The organism is Hymenobacter jeollabukensis (assembly GCF_005771675.1).
GTDB classification, from domain to species: Bacteria; Bacteroidota; Bacteroidia; order Cytophagales; family Hymenobacteraceae; genus Solirubrum; species Solirubrum jeollabukense.
This window is the reverse complement of the sequence record NZ_VAJM01000001.1, coordinates 251,966-275,241: the sequence shown is the minus strand read 5'-3', so window position 1 is coordinate 275,241 and position 23,276 is coordinate 251,966. Positions and strand designations below refer to the sequence as shown.

The 23,276-nt window shown below is 63.4% G+C and carries 19 protein-coding genes; 4 read left to right on the top strand and 15 right to left on the bottom strand.

Annotation, left to right across the window (positions count from 1 at the left end):
* Positions 1-218 precede the first annotated feature (218 nt).
* Positions 219-2,849: a valine--tRNA ligase gene (locus tag FDY95_RS01220; protein ID WP_138074901.1), complete on the top strand. Its 2,631-nt coding sequence runs from the start codon at positions 219-221 to the stop codon at positions 2,847-2,849.
* A gap of 377 nt (positions 2,850-3,226) precedes the next feature.
* Here FDY95_RS01220 and FDY95_RS01215 read toward each other — a convergent pair whose 3' ends face one another.
* From FDY95_RS01215 to FDY95_RS01205, 3 genes are all read right to left on the bottom strand, one after another.
* Positions 3,227-3,445 (bottom strand): hypothetical protein, encoded by a 219-nt coding sequence (locus tag FDY95_RS01215; protein WP_138074900.1) that lies wholly within the window; start codon positions 3,443-3,445, stop codon positions 3,227-3,229.
* A 69-nt stretch (positions 3,446-3,514) separates the two neighbouring features.
* Positions 3,515-4,903: a dihydrolipoamide acetyltransferase family protein gene (locus tag FDY95_RS01210; RefSeq protein WP_138074899.1), complete on the bottom strand. Its 1,389-nt coding sequence runs from the start codon at positions 4,901-4,903 to the stop codon at positions 3,515-3,517.
* A gap of 192 nt (positions 4,904-5,095) precedes the next feature.
* Entirely contained in the window at positions 5,096-6,355 is a 1,260-nt protein-coding gene (locus FDY95_RS01205; protein WP_138074898.1) for a competence/damage-inducible protein A, read from the bottom strand.
* Between the two features lie 136 nt (positions 6,356-6,491).
* Between FDY95_RS01205 and FDY95_RS01200 the strand changes: the two genes are divergently transcribed.
* Both FDY95_RS01200 and FDY95_RS01195 read left to right on the top strand, forming a co-directional pair.
* Entirely contained in the window at positions 6,492-7,337 is an 846-nt protein-coding gene (locus FDY95_RS01200; RefSeq protein ID WP_171025479.1) for a DUF4197 domain-containing protein, read from the top strand.
* A gap of 87 nt (positions 7,338-7,424) precedes the next feature.
* Positions 7,425-8,174 (top strand): DUF4197 domain-containing protein, encoded by a 750-nt coding sequence (locus tag FDY95_RS01195; RefSeq protein WP_138074896.1) that lies wholly within the window; start codon positions 7,425-7,427, stop codon positions 8,172-8,174.
* A 123-nt stretch (positions 8,175-8,297) separates the two neighbouring features.
* Here FDY95_RS01195 and FDY95_RS01190 read toward each other — a convergent pair whose 3' ends face one another.
* The 6 genes from FDY95_RS01190 to FDY95_RS01165 form a co-directional block, all read right to left on the bottom strand.
* The gene (locus FDY95_RS01190; RefSeq protein ID WP_138074895.1) at positions 8,298-8,672 is read right to left on the bottom strand and encodes a hypothetical protein; all 375 of its coding nucleotides are present in this window, start codon (positions 8,670-8,672) and stop codon (positions 8,298-8,300) included.
* A 217-nt stretch (positions 8,673-8,889) separates the two neighbouring features.
* Positions 8,890-9,516 carry an ABC transporter ATP-binding protein gene (locus FDY95_RS01185; RefSeq protein ID WP_138074894.1) on the bottom strand — a complete coding sequence of 209 codons (627 nt, stop codon included), beginning with the start codon at positions 9,514-9,516 and terminating at the stop codon, positions 8,890-8,892.
* Positions 9,506-10,303 (bottom strand): acyl-ACP--UDP-N-acetylglucosamine O-acyltransferase, encoded by a 798-nt coding sequence (gene lpxA, locus FDY95_RS01180; protein ID WP_111476582.1) that lies wholly within the window; start codon positions 10,301-10,303, stop codon positions 9,506-9,508. Before lpxA ends, FDY95_RS01185 begins: the two co-directional genes overlap by 11 nt.
* Before the next feature lie 112 nt (positions 10,304-10,415).
* Entirely contained in the window at positions 10,416-11,810 is a 1,395-nt protein-coding gene (locus FDY95_RS01175) for a bifunctional UDP-3-O-[3-hydroxymyristoyl] N-acetylglucosamine deacetylase/3-hydroxyacyl-ACP dehydratase (RefSeq protein ID WP_138074893.1), read from the bottom strand.
* Positions 11,811-11,935: 125 nt separating this feature from the next.
* Positions 11,936-12,985 (bottom strand): UDP-3-O-(3-hydroxymyristoyl)glucosamine N-acyltransferase, encoded by a 1,050-nt coding sequence (lpxD, locus tag FDY95_RS01170; RefSeq protein ID WP_138074892.1) that lies wholly within the window; start codon positions 12,983-12,985, stop codon positions 11,936-11,938.
* A gap of 323 nt (positions 12,986-13,308) precedes the next feature.
* Complete coding sequence (locus FDY95_RS01165; RefSeq protein ID WP_138074891.1) at positions 13,309-14,547, bottom strand: HD domain-containing protein; 1,239 nt, start codon at positions 14,545-14,547, stop codon at positions 13,309-13,311.
* Positions 14,548-14,898: 351 nt separating this feature from the next.
* On the opposite strand from FDY95_RS01165, the gene porX reads away from it, so the two are divergent.
* A complete protein-coding gene (gene porX / locus FDY95_RS01160; RefSeq protein WP_138074890.1) occupies positions 14,899-16,470 on the top strand; it encodes a T9SS response regulator signal transducer PorX in 1,572 nt (523 codons plus the stop codon).
* Positions 16,471-16,567: 97 nt separating this feature from the next.
* On the opposite strand, the gene FDY95_RS26190 is transcribed toward porX, so the two are convergent.
* The 6 genes from FDY95_RS26190 to FDY95_RS01130 form a co-directional block, all read right to left on the bottom strand.
* Positions 16,568-16,834 carry a TonB-dependent receptor plug domain-containing protein gene (locus tag FDY95_RS26190; protein ID WP_171025478.1) on the bottom strand — a complete coding sequence of 89 codons (267 nt, stop codon included), beginning with the start codon at positions 16,832-16,834 and terminating at the stop codon, positions 16,568-16,570.
* Between the two features lie 346 nt (positions 16,835-17,180).
* Positions 17,181-17,531 carry a hypothetical protein gene (locus FDY95_RS01150; protein WP_138074888.1) on the bottom strand — a complete coding sequence of 117 codons (351 nt, stop codon included), beginning with the start codon at positions 17,529-17,531 and terminating at the stop codon, positions 17,181-17,183.
* Positions 17,532-17,710: 179 nt separating this feature from the next.
* Complete coding sequence (locus FDY95_RS01145) at positions 17,711-19,474, bottom strand: glycosyltransferase family 39 protein (RefSeq protein ID WP_138074887.1); 1,764 nt, start codon at positions 19,472-19,474, stop codon at positions 17,711-17,713.
* A gap of 42 nt (positions 19,475-19,516) precedes the next feature.
* Positions 19,517-20,548 (bottom strand): UbiA family prenyltransferase, encoded by a 1,032-nt coding sequence (locus FDY95_RS01140; protein ID WP_138074886.1) that lies wholly within the window; start codon positions 20,546-20,548, stop codon positions 19,517-19,519.
* The gene (locus tag FDY95_RS01135) at positions 20,517-21,230 is read right to left on the bottom strand and encodes an HAD family hydrolase (RefSeq protein WP_138074885.1); all 714 of its coding nucleotides are present in this window, start codon (positions 21,228-21,230) and stop codon (positions 20,517-20,519) included. The genes FDY95_RS01140 and FDY95_RS01135 overlap by 32 nt, the downstream gene beginning before the upstream one ends.
* A gap of 316 nt (positions 21,231-21,546) precedes the next feature.
* On the bottom strand, positions 21,547-23,253 hold the full coding sequence (locus FDY95_RS01130; RefSeq protein WP_138074884.1) for a glycosyltransferase family 39 protein: 1,707 nt from the start codon (positions 23,251-23,253) through the stop codon (positions 21,547-21,549).
* Positions 23,254-23,276 lie beyond the last annotated feature (23 nt).

The following is a 23,276-nucleotide window of genomic DNA, read 5'->3' as shown; positions in this document are numbered from 1 at the left end:
GTTGGCGAAAGGGCAAGTTTTGCTACCTAAAAGTACGCCACTGGTGTCAAATCTAATTCAGCTTTGAGTGGGGCAGGTTGGCAAAACTACTATTCTTAGTAGCGTTCAATATTAAAGCTGGATTAAATGCAAGTTGGTTGCACGTGATTAACGTCAGGAGTTCCGGCACCGGGCCGAAATAGCTACTTTTGCCGATTCCGAACTGATTTCCCCTGACTATGTCCATTCCAAAGACCTACCAGCCCGCCGAGGTAGAAGACAAGTGGTACCAACGCTGGCAGGAACAAGGCTTTTTCACCTCGAAGCCCAACCCGCGCAAACCGGCCTACTCGGTGGTCATTCCGCCCCCGAACGTGACCGGGGTGCTGCACATGGGCCACATGCTGAACAACACCATTCAGGACGTGCTGGTGCGCCGCGCGCGCATGCAGGGCAAGGAAGCCTGCTGGGTGCCCGGCACCGACCACGCCTCCATTGCCACCGAGGCCAAGGTGGTGCAGATGCTCAAGGAGCGCGGCATCGAGAAGAAGGATATCAGCCGCGAGGAGTTCCTGAAGTACGCCTGGGAGTGGAAGGAGAAGTACGGCGGCATCATCCTGGAGCAGCTCAAGAAGCTGGGCGCCAGCTGCGACTGGTCGCGCACGCGCTTCACGATGGAGCCGGACCTGACCGAGGCCGTGCTGCGCGTGTTCGTGGATCTGTACCGCAAGGGCCTGATTTACCGCGGCATCCGCATGGTGAACTGGGACCCGCTGGGCCGCACCGCCATTTCCGATGAGGAAGTAATTCCCAAGGACACCATGGCCAAGATGTACCACCTGCGCTACCCGATTGTAGGCCGCGACGGGGAGTTCATCACCGTGGCTACCTCCCGCCCCGAAACCATCATGGCCGACGTGGCCGTGGCTGTGAACCCGAATGACGAGCGGTACCAGCACCTGCACGGCGCCAAGGTGAGCATCCCGCTGCTGGGCCGCGAAATCCCGGTGATTCTGGACGAGTACGTGACCATCGAGTTCGGGACGGGTGCGCTGAAGGTGACGCCGGCGCACGACCTGAACGACTACGAGCTGGGCGTCAAACACAACCTGCCGGTTATCGACATCCTCGACGACGCGGGCTTCCTCAACGAGAAGGCCGTGCTCTACGTGGGCCAGGACCGCTTTGCCGCCCGCCGCACCATCGTGAAGGACCTCGACGAAGCCGGGCTGCTGGCCAAGGTGGAGGAGTACGCCAGCATCGTGCAGACCTCGGAGCGTACCGGCGCCGTCATCGAGCCGCGCCTGTCCTTGCAGTGGTTCCTGAAAATGGCCGACATGGCCGGCCCCGCCCTGGAAGTGGTGGAGGACGACCGCGTGAAGCTGCACCCGCCCAAGTTCAAGAACATGTACCGCTCGTGGATGGAGAACGTGCGCGACTGGTGCATCTCCCGGCAGCTGTGGTGGGGGCAGCGCATCCCCGCCTACTACCTGCCCGACGGCACCTTCGTGGTGGCGCTCAGCGACGAGGAAGCGCTTCAACTGGCGCGTGAGCAGAGCGGCAACAGCGCGTTGCAGCTGAGTGACTTGCGTCAGGATGAAGACGTGCTCGATACCTGGTTCTCGTCGTGGCTGTGGCCGATTTCGGTGTTCGATGGCTTCAAGGACCCGGACAACGCCGACGTCAACTATTACTACCCCACCGACGACCTCGTAACGGCCCCGGAAATCCTGTTCTTCTGGGTGGCGCGCATGATCATGGCCGGCCTGGAGTACCGCAAGGACGTGCCCTTCCGCAACGTGTACCTGACCGGCATCGTGCGCGACGCCCAGGGCCGCAAGATGAGCAAGAGCCTCGGCAACTCGCCCGATCCGCTCGACCTCATTGCCGAGTACGGGGCCGACGCGGTGCGCACCGGCATGCTGTTTTCCTCGCCCGCCGGCAACGACCTGCTGTTCGACATCAAGCTTGTGGAGCAGGGCCGGGGCTTCACCACCAAGCTCTGGAACGCCTACCGCCTGGTGAAAGGCTGGCCCGTGGATGACACCCTGCCTTTCGCCAATGAGCAGGCCACTGAGTGGTTCCAGGCGCGGCTGCAGGCCACCCTGGCCGAGCTGGACGAGCACTTCGCCAAGTTCCGCATGTCGGACGCGCTGATGACCGTCTACAAGTTCGTGTACGACGACTTCTGCGGGCTGTACTTGGAGATGATCAAGCCTGCGTACCAGCACCCCATCGACGCGGAGACGCTGCGCCGCACCAACGGCTTTTTCGAGCAGGTGCTGAAGCTGCTGCACCCGTTTATGCCCTTCATCACGGAGGAGTTCTGGCACGGGCTGGCCGAGCGCGGGCCCAAGGACTACCTCTGCGTGGCGCCCTGGCCCAAGCAGCAGCCCGTAGCCAATGGCGCGGAGCTGATGAGCCGCATGGGCAAGGCGCTGGATATCGTGGGCGGCGTGCGCACCATCCGCAACCAGAAGGGCCTCAGCCCGAACAAGCCGCTGACCCTGGCCGCCAAAACCGACGACGCCCAGCTGCTGCAGGACTACGAGGGTATCCTGCGCAAGCTGGCCGGGCTGACGGAAATTAGCGTGGTGGACGCCGCCCCGGCCGCCGCGGTGGGCTTCGTGTCCGGCGGCGCCGAATTCTTCGTGCCCATGGAAGGCCAGATTGACCTCGGGGCCGAGAAGGAGCGCCTGAGCAAGGAGCTGGAATACGCCCAGGGCTTCCGCGAGTCGGTGCTGAAAAAGCTGGCCAACGAGAAGTTCGTGCAGAACGCCAAGCCCGAGCTGGTGGACAAGGAGCGGCAGAAGCTGGCCGACGCCGAAGCCAAGATTTCGGCCCTGGAGCAAAGCCTGGCCGCGCTGTAGCCCCCGGTTTGTCAATACTGAAACCGGCTGCCTTCCTTGCGGAGGGCAGCCGGTTTTGCTTTTGTGGGCGTGTTCCGCAATACGGTTTCGTCTACAGCCGCAGCGCGGCACCATATTGGTAGCAAGGCCAACGCCCGCACGGAATGAGCTGCAGCGCAGCGCCATTGCCTTGCTGACGATGCTGAGGTTCGCGCGGCGCAGAACAGTGCCGCTGCACCGCAGCTTCAAAACGCTCTTCCGATTCAGCAACTACCAGGATGGCGCCGCGCTGCGGCTGAGCTGGAACCGTAGTGCAAAACCCGTTTTTGGACCGTAGCGGAACGCTACTGTTTTGCCACGCTTTGAGTACGCCGGATAAGGCTGACCGTCGCGTTCTGCTACTCCTGTTCGCCCGGCACGGGCTGCCCGGCCGCCGCGGCCTTGTCGCGGGCCTGGGCCGTCAGCTGATTTTGCAGCTGAAACGTCACCTGCTCGCAGTCGGCTACGTGGCGCTGGGCCTGGGCCAGCTCCCGCTCGGCGGCGGAGAGGCGCACGTAGAGGTACACAATCAGGGCCAGCGAAATGACCAGGGCCCCGAGGGTGATGAAATTTTTCATAACCAGAAGGAAGTCAAAAAGAAAAGCCCGCCGAGGTGACGGGCTTCTTCAACCAGGGAAAGTCGTTGCTTAGATGCTGGTGTTCGGGTCGAACTGCTCCAGGTAGTCGGCCACGCGGCGGACGAACTGGCCCCCGAGCGAGCCGTCGACCACGCGGTGGTCGTAGCTATGCGAGAGGAACATGAAGTGGCGGATACCGATCAGGTCACCCTGCGGCGTCTCGATGACGGCGGGCTTCTTCTTGATGGCACCCACGGCCATGATGGCCACCTGCGGCTGCATGATGATTGGCGTGCCCATCACGTTGCCGAAGGAGCCTACGTTCGAGAGCGTGTAGGTGCCGCCTTCCAGGTCCTCGGGCTTGAGCTTGTTGGCCCGGGCGCGGGCGGCCAGGTCGTTCACGCGCTTGGTCAGGCCATTCAGGTTCAGCTGGTCGGCGCCGTGAATCACCGGCACGATGAGGTTGCCCGAGGGCAGGGCCACGGCCACGCCGATGTTGATGTCGCGCTTCTTGATGATGTAGTCCCCGTCCACCGACACGTTGATGTTCGGGAAGTCCTGGATGGCGCGGGCCACGGCCTGCACGAAGATGGGCGTGAAGGTGAGGTTTTCGCCCTCGCGCTTCTTGTAGGCGTCCTTGTGCTTGTTGCGCCAGTTCACGATTTCGGTCACGTCGGCCTCCACGAAGCTGGTCACGTGCGGCGAAATGCGCTTGGAGTCGACCATGCGCTGGGCAATCATCTTGCGCATGCGGTCCATTTCGATCAGCTCCTGGCCGCCCGAAACCGAGGGCGCGGGCTTGCTGGCCTGCACAGCCGGAGCCGCAGCGGGCTTGGAAGCGGGAGCGGTGGGAGCGGTAGCTGCCGGAGCCGCTTGCTGCGGTGCGGGAGCAGCCTGCGGCGCCGCTGCGGCGGCCGGAGCCGGCTGCTGGCCCCGATTAGCCACGAAATCGAGAATGTCCTTCTTGGTCACGCGGCCCTGCTGCCCGGTGCCGGGCAGGCGCTCCAGGTCGCTCATCGAAATGCCTTCCTCGCGGGCGATGTTGAGCACCAGCGGGGAGTAGAAGCGGCCGGGCTGGGCCTCGCCGAGCTGCGCGCCACCGGCGTTGGCCGCGGCTGCGGCATTCGGGACGAAGGGCACGGCTTCGGCCGCCTGGGCTTCTTCGGCAGGGGCCGGAGCTGCGGCAGCGGGGGCCTGGCCGTTGGAAGCCGCGGCCGCATCGGTTTCGACGATGGCAATGGGGGCGCCCACGGCTACCACCTGGCCTTCTTCCACCAGAATCTGCTGCAGCACGCCGGCGTGAATGGCGGGTACCTCGGTGTCCACTTTATCGGTGGCCACTTCCAGCACCGATTCGTCCTGCTCAATGGTGTCGCCCACCTGTTTGAGCCATTTCAGGACGGTGCCTTCCATGATACTTTCGCCCATTTTGGGCATTACCATTTCCACTCGTGCCATGCGGAGGTTGCTTTGAAGAATTCGGGGGTGGGAAAGGAAGCTTGGTCTGTTCGGGGTCGACTAGCGGCTGGGGAGGCCGAAATCGGGGCCAAAGGTAGCGGATTTGCCAATTGCGGCGTAATCGAATCCGAACACTTGTTAGGCTAGAGCAGAAAATCTGCCCTGCCGGACGCCCGGAGCTGCTTGCCGCCGCTATTCCGCTGCCGGCAGATGGCGCCGCACCATGTCCAGCGCCACGGTGCTGATGTAGCTGATATTCAGCTCCCGCCCGCGGTTCATGCTCACCTTGCGCGCCACCGTCTGGTGCCGGTCGGCGTAGGCCAGCCAGAACGTGCCCACGGGCTTTTCGTCGGTGCCGCCGCCGGGCCCGGCAATGCCGCTGGTGGCTATTGCTACATCCACGTCGAGCTGGCGGCGCAGGCCCTCCGCCATTTCGCGCACCGTCTGCTCGCTCACCGCCCCGAACTGCTCCAGTGTGTCGGGGCTGACGCCGAGCTGGTTGACTTTGACCTGGTTCGAATAAGCCACCACCGAGCCCAGAAAGTACCCGGACGAGCCCGCCACGCTGGTCAGCCGCTGGGCAATGGTGCCGCCGGTGCAGCTTTCGGCCGTGCCGATGGTCAGGCCGCGCTCCTTCAGCAGCTGGCCTAGGGCGGCTTCCAGGGTGACTTCGCCCTCGGCGTAGAGGTAGGGGCCGATGAGGGCGCGCACGGCCGGCAGCTGGGCTTCCAGGCGGCCGCGCAGGTCGGGCTGGCCGTCGTCGGTGGCGGTGAGGCGCAGGCGCACGGCCCCAAACGACGGGAGGTAGGCCAGCTTCATGTTCGGGGGCAGCTGGTTTTCCCAGTCGGCAATCTGCTGGGCCAGAAACGACTCGCCCTGGCCCACGGTCTGCAGCACGGCGTGCTCGATGGGCGGCACTTGGAACTGCTCTTTCAGCTTGGGCAGCACGTGCGTCGTCATCAGGTGCTTCATTTCGAAGGGCACGCCGGGCATCGAGACGAATACCACGCCGTCCTGGCCGTCGAACCACATGCCGGGCGCCGTGCCCACGGTGTTGCGCAGCGGGGTGCAGGCCGCGGGCAAATAGGCCTGCTGGCGGTTTACTTCCAGCATGGGCCGGTTGAAGCGGGCGAAAATGGCTTCCACGTCGCGCAGGCTGGGCTCATACAGGGCTAGCTCGGAGTTGAAGTATTGCGCCAGCACGTGCTTGGTCAAGTCGTCCTTGGTGGGGCCGAGGCCGCCGGTCATCAGCACCACCTGGGCGCGCCCTCGGGCCTCGTCGAGGGCGCGCACGATTTCCGCGGCCTGATCCGACACGGAGCTGATCTGGCGGATGCGCAGGCCGATTTTGCCCAGCTCCTGACCCATCCAGGCCGAGTTGGTGTCGACGACCTGCCCGTAAAGCAGTTCGTCGCCGATGGTGATGATTTCGACGGCTGGGGTATGGGGCATGGCGAAAGAAAGTGGGAGAGACGGGAATTCGGCGCAATTTGCGCACGGCGTTTGTAAGACCACGCCGCGCGGCTTTGGTTTGTCAATTCCCATTCCTTTCCCGCCGCCCTCACTCGTCTTTTCTAAACTTCCCCGCATGAACGCACCCCGTCTTTCCACCTTCCTGCTGGCCCTGGGCCTGCTCACCGCCGCTTCGACCGCCGCCGAGGCCCAGACCACCAAGAAAACTACGACCACCACGGCTAAGAAGACCACGACGGCGAAGAAAACCACGCCCGTCAAAAAGACCACGACCACCAAGCCGGCCACCAAAACCACCACCACGACCACCAAAGTCACGACGCCGGTAGTGGCCACGCCGCCCCCGCTGACGGCCGACGAAGCCACCGCCGCCGTGAAGGAAGCGCTGAGCCTGAGCATCACCCGCGCCCTGGAAGCCGGGGCCGCCGCCGACGGCTTCAACGGCAACTCCGACATCCGCATTGCGTTTCCGCCCGAGGCCGAGCTGGTCAACACCACCCTGCGCGGCCTGCGCATGGGCGCCGTTATCGACAAGTTCGAAGTGCAGATGAACCGCGCCGCCGAAGCCGTAGCGGCCAATCCGCAGGCCCAGACCATTCTGGCCGGCGCCGCCCAGCGCTACGCCATTGCCGACGGCCTGGCGCTAGTCAACACCCGCGAGAGCCGCCTGATTGCCACCCAGTTCAAGACCCAGCAGCTGGCCCAGGTGCAGCAGGAGCTGCGCCCCCTGGTGGATGCCGCCCTGGAGCAGACCGGCGCCAAGCAGGCCTACGGGGAGCTGATGCTGCGCTACAAGAAAGTGCCGCTGATGACCCCCATCACCACCAACCTCACCGACTACACCACCGGCAAAGTGGCCGAAGGCCTCTTCACGCTCGTGGCCGACGAGGAAAGCCGCATCCGCCTGAACACCTCGGCCCGCAGCACCGACACCCTCAAGCGGGCCTTCGGCCAGCAGTAGGCGGGGAATCCGCGCCGTTGGTCGATTTTTTGGTCCGGTTTCTGCCTTCGGCCGAACCGAAACCGTGTTTTGGGTTTTACTACTGCTATGAAGAACTTTCGCTCCGTTGCCCTGCTCACCGCCGCGCTGGCCCTGGCCGCCGTCTCGGCCCAAGCCCAGATCAAGCTGCCCGGCCTGGGCACCATCAAGCTGCCCTCGACCACTAAGACTACCACTGGCGGCTCGGTGACGCAGCAGGAGGCCGCCATGGGCCTGAAGGAAGCCCTGACCCAGGGCATCAGCAAGGGCGCCGACCAGGCCTCCAAGCAGGACGGCTTCTACCTCAACAGCCTGATCCGCATTCCCTTCCCGCCCGATGCGCAGCGCGTGGCCACCACCCTGCGCAGCATCGGCCTGGGGTCGGAGGTCGATAAGTTTGAGCTGGCGCTGAACCGCGGCGCCGAGCAGGCCGCCATCAAGGCCAAGCCCATCTTCATTTCGGCCATCAAGAGCCTGAGCTTCTCCGACGTGTGGAACATCCTCACCGGGCAGAAGGACGCGGCCACGCAGTACCTGAAGCGCACCACCACCACGCAGCTGGTTACGGCGTTTTCGCCCATCATGCAGCAGGCCCTCGACCAGACCAGCGCTACCAAGTACTACACCGGCCTGGTGACGCGCTACAACCAGATTCCGCTGGTGAAAAAGGCCAACCCCAACCTGAACGAGTACGCCACCGGCAAGGCCGTCGACGGCTTGTTCACGCTCATCGCGCAGGAAGAAGCCAACATCCGCGAAAACCCGGTGGCCCGCACCACCGAGCTGCTCAAGAAAGTGTTTGGCAGCAAGAAAAGCTGATTTTAGTGCCTGGTGCTTAGATCTGGCAACGAAAAAGGCCCGCTGGAATAGTCCAGCGGGCCTTTTGCTTTTGGATGCTACTCGAAGCCTAAGCACGAGGCACTACGCTCCAAGTACTAAATCCTAGAAGTCGTCATCGTCGTCGCGGCCACCGCGGCGGCTGCGGCGCTGGGCTTCGTAGCTGTCCTCGTCGTCCAGGCCCAGGTCGTCATCGTCGTCGTCCAGGGCGCCGTAGCGGTTGGAGCCCTCGGGGTCTTCCTGGGCTTCGGCGGCCGAGAATTCGTCTTCGGTCAGGTTGGCCAGGTCCAGCGCCTCGTCGTGCGAGGAGCCGGTGTCGCGCCACATCAGGTAATCGGCGTACTTGGCGCCCAGGGAGTCTTCCGAGGAAGCACCCTTGCGGCTGCCGCTGCGAGCCGACTTGGCGCCGGCCGGGGGAGTATCCAGCTCGTCGTCGTCATCGAGCAGGTCGTCGTCGTCGAAGTCGTCGTAGCTTCTCATGTGAGGGGGTAAGGTAAGAAGTTAAAGCGGTGGCAAAAGTAGGCGTTGGAACCGAATCAAGGCCGAATTAAGCCCGCAAACGCAGGCAGGATGAGCGGGGTTACAAGGATTTTTGGGCCAAGATCATGGAATGATTTTTGGGCCGCAGCCGTGCTCAATTGTTCAGACGGAGCCGTTGAACCTTCTCGAATCTAAGCAGGAATCAGCAATGCTGCCCCTAGCGTCGCGGGGCAAAATCCGTCACCGTCAGGCGCTCCTGGCAGAAGGCATATTCTTCCTCCACGTTGCTCGATACGAGCACCAGCCGCCCCGCCACGGTGGCCGCCACGTGCTCGTGGTACCAGGCCACGCCGGCGCGGTCAAGGTTGGTGGTGGGCTCGTCGAGCAGCAGCAGCGGCGCCTCGGCGTACAGGGCCAGCCCGAGCTTGACGCGCTGCTTCATGCCCGAGGAAAAGTCGCGCAGCAGCTTGTGGCGCGCGTGCGGCAGCTGCAGCAACTCGATGAACTGCGCGGCCGAAAGACCGGCCCGCAACGGGCGGAAACGGGTGTGAAAGTGCACCAGCTCGGCGAGGCTCAGCTCCTCAATCAGCTCCAGCGCGGGCGCGCACAGGGCCAGGTGCCGGGCCACGTCGTCGGGACGCACGGCCGTGCCGCCGAGCGTGTAGTGCAGCTCCCCGGCCGAGGGCAGGGTGTAGGCCGCCAGCGTCTGCAACAGGGTGCTTTTGCCCGAGCCGTTCGGGCCCAGCAGGGCCGTGGCCGTGCCGGGGCGGAACGTATGCGTCAGGTCCCGGAAAATCCAGTCGCGGCCGAAGCGTTTGCCCAGCCCCCGGGCCTCAATCTGCACCGTTGCCGTTGCGCGAGTAGCCCTTCACGATGCCGCGCGAGGAATTGCGCACGAAGTTGACCACCTCGTCGCGCTCGGGCGAGGGCGGCAGCTCCAGCTCGATCTTGTCGAGGGCGTCGCTGGTGTTCAGCCCGCTCATGAACAAGAGGCGGAAGCACTGCTGAATCTGCAAAATGGCGGATTCGGAGAAGCCCCGGCGACGCAAACCCACCGAGTTGACGCCGGCGTAGGTCAGCGGCTCGCGGCCCACTTTGATGAACGGCGGCACGTCCTTGCGCACCAGGGAGCCGCCGCCCACGAAGGCGTGCTGCCCGATGTTGACGAACTGGTGCACGGCCGAAGTGCCGCCCAGAATGGCCCAGTCGCCGATGACCACGTGGCCGGCCAGCTGGGTGGTGTTCGACAGAATGCAGTTGTCGCCCACCACGCAGTCGTGCGCGATGTGCACGTAGGCCTGCAGCAGGCAGTTGGCGCCCACCACGGTCTTCATGCGGTCCACGGTGCCGCGGTTAATCGTCACGCACTCCCGGATGACGGTGTTGTCGCCGATGTGGGCGGTGGTTTTCTCCCCGGCGAACTTGAGGTCCTGCGGAATGGCGCTAATCACCGCGCCGGGGAAAATCTTGACGTTTTTGCCGATTCGGGCCCCCGCCATGATGGTGACGTTGGGGCCAATCCAGGTGCCTTCCCCGATTTCGACATCGTGCGCAATGGTGCTGAAGGGCTCCACCACGACGTTCTGGGCAATGCGGGCTTCGGGGTGAATGTAGGCGAGGGGCTGGGTCATTGAAGCAATGAACAATTAACAATGAGCAATGAGCAATGAACCAAGGATCAGACCACAACAGCCTGAGTAACCGGTTATTGATAATTGTTCATTGTTCATTGATAATTGAAAATTAAGCGTCTTTCCGGACGATGCTGGCCGACATTTCGGCTTCCATCACCACTTTGCCGTTGACGAAGGCTTGGCCGCGCATCTTGGCAATGCCGCGCTTGATGGGCGAAATCAGCTGGCACTTGAAAATGATGGTGTCACCGGGCTTCACCATGCGGCGGAAGCGGCAGTTTTCGATGCCGAGGAAATAGGTCCAGTAGTTCTCGGGGTCGGGTACGGTGTGCAGCACCAGGATGCCGCCGGTCTGGGCCATGGCCTCGATCTGCAGCACCCCGGGCATCACCGGGTTGCCGGGGAAATGGCCGGGGAAGAAAGGCTCGTTCATCGTCACGTTTTTCACGCCCGTCACCGTGGTGGCGTCGAGGTGAATAATCTTGTCGATGAGCAGGAAGGGGTAGCGGTGCGGCAGCGTGGCGGCTATCTGGTTGATATCCAGTACCGGCGGGCGCGAGGGGTCGTAGTGCGGCACCGGGGAGGAGTCCACCTCCAGCATCTTCTTCTTGATCTTCTTGGCGAAGGCCACGTTGGCCGCGTGCCCGGGGCGGGCCGCCAGAATCTGGCCTTTCAGCGGACGACCCACCAGGGCTAGGTCACCCACCACGTCGAGCAGCTTGTGGCGGGCCGGCTCGTTTTTGTGGCGCAAGTCCACGTTGTTCAGGATGCCTTCCTTTTTCACGGCCACCTTGGGCTTGCCCAGCATGGTCGCCAGCTCGCCCAACTCCTCCTCGCTCACCACCCGGTCGACCACCACAATGGCGTTCGACAGGTCGCCGCCCTTGATCAGGTTCGACTTGTAGAGGGCCTCCAGCTCGTGCAGAAAGCAGAAGGTGCGCGAGGCGGCAATTTCTTCCTGAAACTGGGTGATGTTGGTCAGTGAGGCGTGCTGTGAGCCGAGGACCGGCGAATTGTAGTCCACCATTACCGTCACGCGGTAGTCGTTGAGCGGCAGGGCGGCCAGCTCCACGCCGCGCGAGTGGTCGACGAAGCGGATTTCGTTGGGAATTTCGAAGTAGTTGCGCAGCGCGTTCTGCTCCTCCAGGCCCACGGTCTGCAGCGCCTCAATGAAGGGCAGCGAGGAGCCGTCCATGATGGGCGGCTCGGGGCCGTCGAGCTGAATCAGCACGTTGTCGATCTGCAAGCCCACCAGGGCCGCCAGCGTGTGCTCCACGGTATTGACGCGCGCGCCGTTCTGCTCAATCGTCGTGCCGCGGGAGAGGTCCACCACGTTGTCCACGTCGGCGTCGACGGTGGGCTGGCCATCCAGGTCGATGCGCTGAAACTTGAAGCCGTGGCCCACCGGGGCCGGGCAGAAGGTCATGGTGGCCTGGACGCCCGTGTGCAAGCCCACGCCGCTCACGGTGACCGGGGCCTTAATCGTATGCTGTTTGTCGAACATTAGTAGGAGCTAGGAGTCAGGAGCTGGAAGCTAGGAGAGGGGAAGCCGCTCCGAATCGAACCAAGCCCGATTCCAGCTCCTAGCTTCTAACTCCTCGCTTCTGATTCCCGAAGTCGCCTGCAAAGCTATGACTTTTCCGCCGCGTCTGGCTTCTCCTGGGCGCGTTCCAGCTTCAGCAGGCGCCGTTCCAGCTCCGGCAAATGACGGAATACCGCGTTGGCCCGCAGCGAGTCGCGCAGGTTGAAGGCGGGCGCGCCCTGCAGGAAGGTGCCTTCTTCCTTTACCGATTTGCCCACGCCCGACTGCGCCGTGACGGTGGTACGGTCGGCCAGGGTGAGGTGCCCGGCCAGGCCCACCTGGCCCGCCAGCACGCAGAAGTTGCCCACTTTCGTCGAGCCCGAAATGCCCGACTGCGAGGCCACCACCGTGTGCCGGCCGATTTCCACGTTGTGGGCAATCTGCACCAGGTTGTCGATTTTCGAGCCCTCCCGGATGATGGTCGAGCCCATGGTGGCGCAGTCGATGGTGGCGTTGGCGCCGATGCTCACGTTGTCTTCCAGCACCACGTTGCCGATCTGCGGAATGGGCCGGTAGGAGCCATCCGGCTGCGGGGCGAAGCCAAACCCGTCGGAGCCGATGACCGCGCCGGCGTGCACCACGCAGCGCGCCCCGATAACGGTGTCGGCGTAGATTTTGGCCCCGGCGTAGATGATGGTGCCCTCGCCGATGCGGCACCGGTCGCCGATGCTGGCGTGGGGGAAGATGAGCACCCCGCGCCCGATCTGGCAGTTGTCGCCCACGTAGCTGAAGGCCCCGCGGTAGCCCTCGTCGCCGATGTCGGAGCCCGGGCCCACGAAGCTGGGCTGCTCCACGCCGCGCTTGCCGGCGCGGGTGAATTGCTGGTAGAACTCCAGCAGGGCGGTGAAGCCCAGGTACGGATCATCCACCCGAATCAGCGCCGCCGACACGGGCTGCTTCAGCTCCAGCGTCTTGCTCACGATAACGGCCGAAGCACCCGTACTGTACAGGTGCGGCTCGTACTTGGGGTTCGACAAAAACGCCACGGCGCCCTCGCGGGCTTCTTCGATTTTGGCGAGCCGGTCGACGCGCAGGGAGGCGTCGCCCTCCACCGTGCCGTTCAAAACGCCCGCAATCTGGCCTACCGTAAATTCCATAGGCGGCAAAAGTATCGGGTTTTTGGTTGTGGGTGGCTGATGTGGGGTTTCCCGCGGTAAACTGATGGGGCAAGTGGGGCGGGTGACACCGGCCGTCATTGCGAGCGAAGCGCGGCAATCCTTTCTCTAGTAGCACCGCCGATGCAATGCTTACCAACCGAGCAACCGCCAGAACGCAAGCTGGGGTTTCGTCTGATGCTGTTACGGCGGGTAGCGCGGGTTGTCCCCTTGTGCCGCGAGGGGAAAGATTGCCGCGCTTCGCTCGCAATGACTGCCAGTGCTACCGTCATTCTTCCTCGCAACAGCGGCCAGAATGGTTGCTGCTACAACCCGGTAATTTCCTTGGGGTAGCAGACGTAGTATTTCTCCACGCGCGTGCTCAGGGAGCTAATATTCGGCAAGTCAGATGCCTGGGCGACGTCGATGACGTGGCCGCGCTTGGTGAGCACGTTGATGGTGTCGTCGCCCGAGGTATCGTAGGCGTGGTTGCTGATGCGGCCGGCAATCATGAGCGTGGCGGCTTCCTCCAGGGGCAGCTTGAAGTGCTCGGCTATCAATTCGATGATGCCCAGTTTAAAATCCTCGTCGATGGGGGCGTTGTCGAGGGTGATTTTGAACAGGCGGCGCTCTAGCAGGCTGTGGGCCAGGAACGACAGCACGAAGTCCGGGTGCGCGGCCCAGCTTTTCACCGCCGACCAGATATCGGTATCGTCGAGCCGCACGAAGCGCTGAATAATGGCCGGGTCGTCCTCGAAGTCGAGCATGCGCACCGGGTTGGTTAGAAAGTAGCTCAGCTCGGGCGAGGCCGGGACCAGCACGCCGGCGCGGGCCAGGTCGCGGGCCCGCTCCATGAGGCGGATGACCATCTGCTCGGCCGAGGTGACGGCCTTGTGCATGTACACCTGCCAGTACATCACGCGCCGGCTCACCAGGAAGTTCTCGATGCTGTACACCGCCTTTTCCTCCAGCACCAGCCGCTCGTCGTCCGAGATGGTGAGCATCTTGATGAGGCGGTCGGCGCCGGGCTGGCCCTCCTTTACGCCCGAGTAAAACGAGTCGCGGTTGAGGTAGTCGAGCCGGTCCATGTCGAGCTGACTCGACACGAGCTGGTGGAAGAACGGCCGCGGGTAGCTGCCCTGGAAAATATCGATGGACAGCTGCAGCCGGCCGCCGAACTCCTGGTTGAGCAGCTCCATTAGGTGCAGGGAAATCCGCTCATGGGGCACGTCCTCGAACAGGGCGTGCTCCAGGGCGTGGGAGAGCGGGCCGTGGCCGATGTCGTGCAGCAGGATGGCAATCTGGGCCGCCTCGCCTTCCTGGGCCGTGATGCGCACGCCCTTGTCCTTGAGCGTGCGCAGGGCCAGCGACATCAGGTGCATGGCGCCCAGCGCGTGGTGAAAGCGCGTATGCAGGGCGCCGGGGTAGACGAAATCCGTCAGGCCGAGCTGCTTGATGCGCCGCAGCCGCTGAAAATAGCGGTGCTCGATGAGGTCAAATATCAGCTCGGTCGGGACGCTGACGAACCCGTAAACCGGGTCGTTCAGGATTTTTCGCTTGTTCAAGGGGCGCGGAAGGTGGTTTGGGGGCCGAAAAGTAGTCGGATTCAGTGGTACGGAAAGCACGGGCGCCGGGTCGGGGCGAAAAAAGCCGGCCGGCGCCACAGCGGCCGGCATCGGCGAGAAAAGCCGGGCGTTGGTCGATGCTTCGGGTACATAGCGCGGGCCGAATGCAACCCTGGGGCCCGGTTTGGGGTTACCCTAGCTTGAAGCTCACTCGCCTTTTCGATTGGGGCCGCATCATAAATCGGCTTTGATACGTTAGGTTGCGCACCGCAAAACCGGCGGGGCGCCGTGTTTCAAGCGCCGCAAGTGGCCTTTGCCCGCCACGCATCCTCTCAACCCGAACTACACTGCATGCAACGTTACAGCATCCTCTGGGCCGACGACGAAATTGACCTGCTCAAGCCGCACATCCTGTTCCTGAAGGAGCGGGGCTACGACGTGACGGGCGTCAACTCCGGCGCCGACGCCATCGACGAGGTCCAGGAGAAAAACTACGACCTCGTGTTCCTCGACGAGAACATGCCCGGCATCACCGGCCTGCAGGCTTTGTCCGAAATCAAGGCCGCCAAGCCCACGCTCCCGGTCATCATGATTACCAAGAGCGAGGAGGAGCACATCATGGAGGAAGCCATAGGCTCCAAGATTGCCGACTACCTCATCAAGCCCGTCAACCCCAACCAGATTCTGCTGTCGGTGAAGAAGGTGCTCGACAACAAGCGCCTCGTCTCGGAGAAAACCAACAGCAGCTACCAGCGCGACTTCCGGCAGCTGGGCATGCAGCTGTCGGACCGGCTGAGCCCCGCCGAGTGGGCCGACGTGTACAAGAAGCTGACTTACTGGGAGCTGGAAATCAACGAGACGGAGGGCAAGAGCATGGCCGACGTCTTCAACATGCAGAAGGACGAGGCCAACACCTACTTCGGCCGCTTCATCACCGAGAACTACGAGGACTGGGTGAACGGCGAGGACAAGGACGCCCCGCTCATGTCGCACCAGCTGTTCAAAGAGCGGGTGTTCCCCTTGATGAAGCAGACTGGTGATACCCCGGTGTACTTCGTGCTCATCGACAACCTGCGCTACGACCAGTGGAAGGTGCTGGAGCCCATCATTGCCGAAATGTTCACGGTGGACACGGAGGAAATGTACTACTCCATCCTGCCCACCACCACGGCCTACGCCCGCAACGCCATCTTCTCGGGCATGATGCCCGGCGAGATTCAGAAGAAGTACCCCAACCTGTGGGTGTGGGACGACGACGACGAGGGCAAAAACCTGCACGAGGCCGAGTTCATGGAAATCAACTTCCAGAAAAACAACCAGAAGCAGAAGTTCAGCTACAACAAGGTCACGAACCTGCAGGCCGGCAAGGACCTGCTGGGCAAAATGCCCAACCTGCACAACAACTACAAGCTGAACGTCATCGTCTACAACTTCGTAGACATGCTCAGCCACGCCCGCACCGACATGGCCATGATCCGGGAGCTGGCGGCCGACGAATCGGCGTACCGCAGCATCACCCGCTCGTGGTTCCTCCACTCGCCGCTCTACGAGATGCTGCAGGTCATTGCCGACAAGAAGGGCAAGCTTATCATCACCACCGACCACGGCACCATCCGCTGCAAGCGGCCCTACAAAATCGTGGGCGACCGGAACACCAACACCAACCTGCGCTACAAGCACGGCAAAAACCTGGGCTTCGACGAGTCGCGCGACGTGTACGTGGTGCGCAAGCCGGAGCGGGTGTTTCTGCCGCGTGAGAACGTGTCGACGGCTTACGTCTTCACCGTGGGCGACTATTTCTTCGCCTACCCCAACAACTACAACTACTACGTGAACTTCTACAAGGACACCTTCCAGCACGGCGGGATTTCCCTGGAGGAGTGCATCATCCCCTACATCACGCTCAGCCCGAAAGGAGCGTAAGCGGCAGTGTAGAAGCGAAAAAGCCGGTCGAAAGACCGGATTTTTTCGTGGTGGGCTATTGCAAGTAGTGGCGGGACAAACGAAAAAAGCAGCGCCTCTACTTCGTCAGCGCCGCATTAGGCAGCTGCTGCGTGGGTTGCTGCTGCCGCTGCTTGAACAGCGCGGCCTGTTGCTTACGCCGCGGCCTGGAGGTGATGAGCACCGCCCCGTTGAGAGCCTGGCTGCTGTAGAGCGCCGTGCCTTGCTTAGCGGAAAGGACCTCAATCTTCTGAATGTTCTCAGGATTCAGACTGGCAAATTGCTCCGTTGTGGCAGGTCTGCCGTCGATGAGATAAAGCGGCTTGTTGCCGGGCGGAGGGCTCATGCGACAACGGACTACAACCGGACGCGCCGCCGGAGGTTCCTGGGCCAGGGTGGCTTGCTGGGTGGCCTGGGCGGGCGCCTGGGCCCGGGCCGACAATGCCAGCAGGCTGAGAATAGCGGATGCGAGTAAGTGCTGGTGAAACGGAGGCATAGCAAACAGCTGAAGATGGAGGATGATACGACTTAGATGCTGCAGGCAGCTAATTCCACACGGCCTATGTGCGTTTTGTTGGGTAAGCCCGCCGATTCCGCGTGAATTTGGCAGCCGGGTTTGCTCTGTTAGGCTAGTGGTCGAACCGTTCGCGCCAGGATAATCGGCCGGCAGCCAGCAGCCGGTGAGCCTGCTTCTACGGGCGTTTGAGCCAACGATTCCGTTTGGCTGTTTCGATCAGCAGCGCGCCGCGGCTGGCCCGCTGGCCGTAGCGCCTCACCGCTTCCCCCGGCTCCAGCTCCCGCAGGCCGATAATATCGTCGGGGAGCGGCAGGTCAGCAGAGTCGGGCAGCGCGTGGCCATCGACGACCAGCAGCGGGCCGCGGCGGGGCTGGTGCAGCGGCGTGGTAAGGCCCCAGACCGCATCAGCCGGCACGCGCCGCACGTCGACCGGAAATACCTCCGGCGCCTCCGCGGGCAGCCGGGTGAACTGGGCGAAGCCGGGAACGGCCGCCAGCAGCAGCCCGAGTAGCAACAGTCGTTTCATGGCCTGAAGCGCGACGCCGGGAATCGGAGCGGCCGTCGGTAAGTAATAGACACCGTAGATATAGCGTAGGGTTGCAGATCGAGGCACACGGCTGTAAGCGAAGCTGTTAAGGGCCAGACGCCCACGCGGTACCCTCGTGCCGGGGTGCTGCGTGGGCGTCTGGTCGATTAGGAGCCGGATTAGCGCCTCACCGCGGGCTTCGCGGCGGCTTTTTTCGGGCGAAGGGCCGGCCGGGGCGTCGGCTGGGAGGCGGGCTGGGGCTGCAGCTGGTACAGTACCACGGTGTTGCGGTTGTACTGCACCTGCTCCACCTTGCGGCCCAGCGTACCGAAGTAGCCTTGCAGCAAGCCCGGCGGACTGAAGTCTTCCCGGTGGTACCAGGCGGGCAGGGTCACGTAGTCGCCGATGGCGTTGCGGTTCTGGTTGTCGTAGAGCAGCCAGACGCGGCGGGCACCTTTGAGCTGGTCGAAGTCGGGCTGCAGGCGGCGCAGGTAATCGGCCGGGCTGCTGGCCTCGTTCTTCACGAAGCTGCCCGTCACGGCCCGGAACTTCAGCGGGTAGGCCAGCTGGTAGTACTCGTAGCTCTGGTTCATGTTCCAGAACACGTACACCGCGTCGCCGGGGCGGTAGTGCGCATTCACGTACATGAGGGCCTCGCGGCTGTACTCGGTGTGCATGGCCAGGCGCGGGTCGGCGGCTTCGCGGGCCGAGGTAATGACCGTGGGGGCGAAGAATAACGCCAGCAGCAGCCCAAACCAGGCCGGGCGGCCGCTCAGGCGCCGCTGCAGGTACTCCACGCCCAGGCTGATGAGGATGATGAGCGCCGGCAGCAGAAACAGCGTGAACCGCTCGTGGAAGGGGTAGACCTTCACGGCGGAGGCGGCTACCGCCAGCAGCATGGGCAGCAGCAGCACGGCGAAGTTCAGCCGGTCTTTGCGGGCGAAATACACCGCGCCCACGGCCAAGCAGATCAGGTGCAGCCAGCCCATCTTGAAGACGTAGCGCAGCGGGTGGTGATTGAGCGCGTCAAGGTTGCCGTCGAGGTCCAGCATGAGGCTCAGCGGATGCAGCAGGGTCAGGTACACCTTGTGCGCCAGCCACTTCGCGCTAGCCAGGGAGGGCGGCATGGGCATGAAGGCCTGATCCATCCGGTCGAAGTAGTCAATCAGCCAGCCCGACTCGTGGTACTTGCTGGTAATGAGCAGGTACTGCGCCCCGAAGCTAATCACCCACAGCCCGAAGGGAATGGCGTACAAGAACAGCGTGCGCCACTGCCGGCGCGCCACCGCGTGCACGCTCAGCCCCAGCCCGATGCCGGCCAGCACGAAAATCAGCGAAAACGAAAACCACAGCAGCGCACTGCCCAGCAGCCCCCAGATTAGCAGGGAGCCCACGTCGGTGCGGGCCCGGTAGCGGGTGTAGAGCCACACGGCCACCACGGCCGCGAATAGCTCGGTGGCGTACTGCTTGGCCTCGATGGAATGAAACACGCAGGCCGAGGAAAATGCCATAATGGCCACGGCCACCACCACCGTGCTGGGCTTCAGGAAGTAGCGCGCCACGGGCACCAGCACCAGCAGGGAGCCGATACCGGCCAGCAGCGACACCAGCCGCAGGGACTTTTCGCCGTAGCCGAAGACCAGCGCCACCGTCTTCACCGCCCACAGGTAGCCGATGGGCGCCTTCTGCTGGTAGGCAAACGGCTCGGTCACCAGCGCCCAGTAGCCCTTGCGGATCAGGTTGACGCCGAGGTACAGCTCATCGGTGACGAAGGAGCGGCTGTAGAAGAAATGCACCAGCCGCAGCGCAATGCCCAGGGCCAGCACGAGGTACAGCAAGCGGTGCCAGGACACGCGGCCGGTCCGCGCCGGCCCGGAATCCGCCACCGGGGTGACGGGCCGGGGCCGGGCGGGCGCGCTGACCGCGAAGGACAGAACAGACATAGCGGGAAGGGCAGGAGGTGGAGGATGCGGCGGCCCCGCGGGCTAGCGGCCCAGGTTGTAGTGGTCCTGCAGCAGGTTGTGCAGTGGCGGAATGTTGATGAACATCAGGCCCGTCAGCAGCAGGCAGAAGAGCACCACGTAGGTCATAAACCAGTAGCGGGTGTACAGCTTCTCGGAGCCCTGCACCGGCGAATCCTTGAGTAGGCCGATGCGCAGATACCACGAAAACAGCAAGGCGAAGAAGGGGAAGCTCACCAGCAGCTCCACGCGGTTCTTGATCAGGAAGATGCCCAGGAAAAACGCGCAGGTGAGGGCGTAGAAGAACATCGAGATGAGCAGGCTGTGCTCGGTGTAGAACTTAAACGAGCGGCGGTACAGCCCGGCGCGCTCCGGGTCGCCGATGAGGCGGTACTCGGCGAAGCGCTTGGTGGCCATCAGGAAGGCCCCGCCCATCCAGTAGGCCACGATGATGCTGCTCGGCGGGAAACTGTTCAGCAGCTGAAACGAGTCCAGGTCGGCCAGGGCTACCACCGGCGCCACCGTAAACCAGCCCAGCGCGAAGCGGATGGGGTTGTTCACCGATTCCGACAGCACGTCGATGTAGGCCCGCTCCTTGGTGCGGAAGGGGCGCACGTTGTACATCACGCCCATGAACAGCAAAAACATCGACACCAGCAGAAACTGCATGCTGATCTGGTAGGCAATGGCGAAGCCCAGCAGCGCGAGGCCCAGCCACTCGGCGTACACCAGGGCCGGCTTCACCACCCGCACCACCGAAGTGCGCTTCTTCTTGAGCGGGTGAAACTTGTCGAATTCCGCGTCGAGGTACTCGTTGATGACGTAGTTGGCCGAGGCCACCAGGCAGGTGCTCACGATGCCCAGCACCACCTTCACCAGCAGCGCCGCGTCGATGGCAGGGTTGAACACGATGAGGGCGAAGAGCACCCCGGGCATCATAAACACGTTTTTCACCCAGTTGTCGGGGCGGGCAATGGCCACGTAGTCCTTGAGGCCGGCCGGAATAATGGCCTGTGGCGTCTCTTCAGCGTTGGAGAGTACAGGTGTCTGGTTCATGGGAAGTGGTGGTTTGGGTGGCCCGGAGCTGGCGCGTGAGGCCGTGGTAGAAGTCGAATTCCGGCAGGGGTTTCTGCTCGACCAGCAGGAAGGGCATATGTGCGCGGCGGGCACACTCCCCATCCAGTTCGGGCCGGTCGCCGATGAACAGGCATTCCTCGGGCCTCAAACCCAGCTCTTCGGCCAGCAGCAGCAGGCCGCGCGGGTTGGGTTTCAGGCGGTTGACGGCCGCGTCGGTGGAGCTGATGACCACGTCAGCCTCCAGCCCCATGGCTGCCAGCTTGGCGTGGGCGGGGTAGTCGGAGTAGATGCCGATGGGAATGCGGCGGGCCCGCAGCGCGGCGAAAAATGCGTCGATGCCGGGGTACATGCAGCCGGCCAGGTAGCGGTTGGGGTGCTCAAACATCCAGCGGCCCACCACCTCGCGGATGGCCGGAATGGCCGCCGGCTGGTTGTCGGCGCACCAGGCGTACTGGTCCACTTCCAAGTTGGGGCCGGCGTAGGTCAGGTTTTTCTCCCGCTCGTGCCGAAAGCGGCGCAGAATCAGCATGTCGCGCAGGCGCCAGGGCCGCAGCGCGTAGTGACTCAGCAGCGCCACCAGCATCTTCCGGCGGAGTTTGCCCTGCGTGTACAGCGTCCCGTCAACATCGAAGATAACGGCCTTGATATGTTGCCATTCCATGTTGATGTATTAATTGTCCGATGTAATGTTATAGAATTTATTCGAATTGTTAAATAAAAAACTGGAAAAAATATATTCCGCTTTTGGGACGGTTATAGGCTCCATTCAGGCTGAAATGAAGTACTGATCAAGATCTGGCAAGCGCCTGGTAGGTCAGCTCGGCTCCGTGGTCAGGCTCAGCACCGGGCAGCCGGCCCCGGGCCGGCTGGTCGCCGGCTGCCCTGGCAGGCCCGCCCGGTACCCTGCTAACAGCCTGATGTGGACTACTGCAGGCAACTGCCAGTCGACGTATCCTTGCGGTACAGCCGAAGCCCGATCAGGGCTTGGGGCTCGATGCGGCAGCCGGCCGGGGCATTTCGTAGAGGCTGGCGGTGTGCGGGCCCAGCTGGAAGAAATCGATGCGGCGGCCGTGCTGCGCGAAGTAGTCTTCCAGCGGTTGGGTGGGCTTGAATGCGTCCTCGTGGTACCAGGCCGGCTGGTTGGCGTAGTCCCCGATGGGGTCCCGGTTCACATAGTCGTACACGAACCAGACCCGGCGGGCGCCCTGCAGCCGGGCCAAATCCGGCTGCAGCTTCTGCATGAACTCCGTCGCATTGTGCGACTCGTTTTTCACGTTGCTGCCCTTCACGGGCGTAAAGCGCAGGCCGTAGGCGCCCTGATAGTACTCGTACACGTGGCGCATGTTCCAGAACAGGTACACCACGTCGCCCGGCTGGTAGTGGGCGTTGACGTACATGATGACCTCCCGGTTGTATTCGCGGTTTTTGAAGCGGCTCGGGTTCAGGGCCTGGGCCGTAGTGTTGTAAAACGGCGGGGCGAAGAAGACGAGCAGCACCAGCGGCGCGGCCCGGAAGCGGGGCGTAGCGGCGTAGAGGAAGCGGTCGAGTCCGTAGGCCGCCATCAGCATCAGGGCCGGGGCCAGAAACTGCGTAAACCGCTCGAAAACCGGGTACACGCCTAGTCCCGAGGCCACCAGCATCAGGGCTATGGGCAGGGTGAGCACGAAGAACTTCAGCCGGTCGGCGCGCAGCAACAGGGCGGCGCCGGCCAGCAGAAAGCCCAGGTGCAGCCAGCCCAGCTTCACCACGTAGCGCCAGGGCGAGAACAGCAGGAACTCGGAGTCTTCCTTGTGCGGCATCAGCCCCAACGGGTGCTGGGTGAGCATGTAGGTTTTGTGCGCCAGCCAGGGCAGCAGCGCCGTCGGCGACCAGGGCATGAAGGCGTCGTACTGCTGGTCGAAGAAGTCCATCAGCCAGGCCGACTGCGGAAACTTGCTGATGTAGAGCGCGTACTGCAGCCCGAAGCTCAGCAGCCAGCAGCTGAAGGGCAGCACGTAGGCCCGCACCTGCCGCCAGTCGCGGCGCAGCAGGGCGGCCATGCCCAGGGCCCCGGCCATGCCGGCCAGCACGAATATCACCGGGAAGGAAAACCACACCAGCAACGCGCCGAACAACCCCCACTGCAGCTGCCCGCGCAGGCTGGGCACCGGTTGGTAGCGGATGTAGAGCCACAGGGCCAGCAGCGTGGCCAGCAGCTCCACGGCGTACTGTTTGGCCTCCAGGGCGTGATAGATGCAGGAATCGGAGGCGGCCAGCATGGCCACGGCGGCCACCACGCCCCAGGGCCGCAGGAAGTGCCGGGCCACCGGCACCAGCACTAGCAAGGCGGCCAGGCTGCTGAGCAGCGAAAACAGGCGCAGCGCCTGCTGCCCCGGTCCAAACAGCACGGCGAATAGCTTTACCGTCCAGAGGTAGCCCAGGGGGGCTTTCTGCTCGTAGAGCAGCGGCTCGGTGGCCAGCTGCCAGAAGCTGCGGCCCACGAAGTTGACGTTCAGGTAGATTTCGTCGATGAAGAAAGACCGGTCGTAGGCGAAGTGGTACACCCTGACCAGCATGCCCAGGCTCAGCACCGCCAGCAGCGCCGGGCCGGAGTAGGGGAGCAGTGCCGCCGCAGCCGAGCGAGGCCGGGACGCGCGTGCGGGAGCCACCTGCGTCGGAGCAGTGGCGTTGAACAGCAACGGCATGGCAAAGAGGATTATCGGCGGCC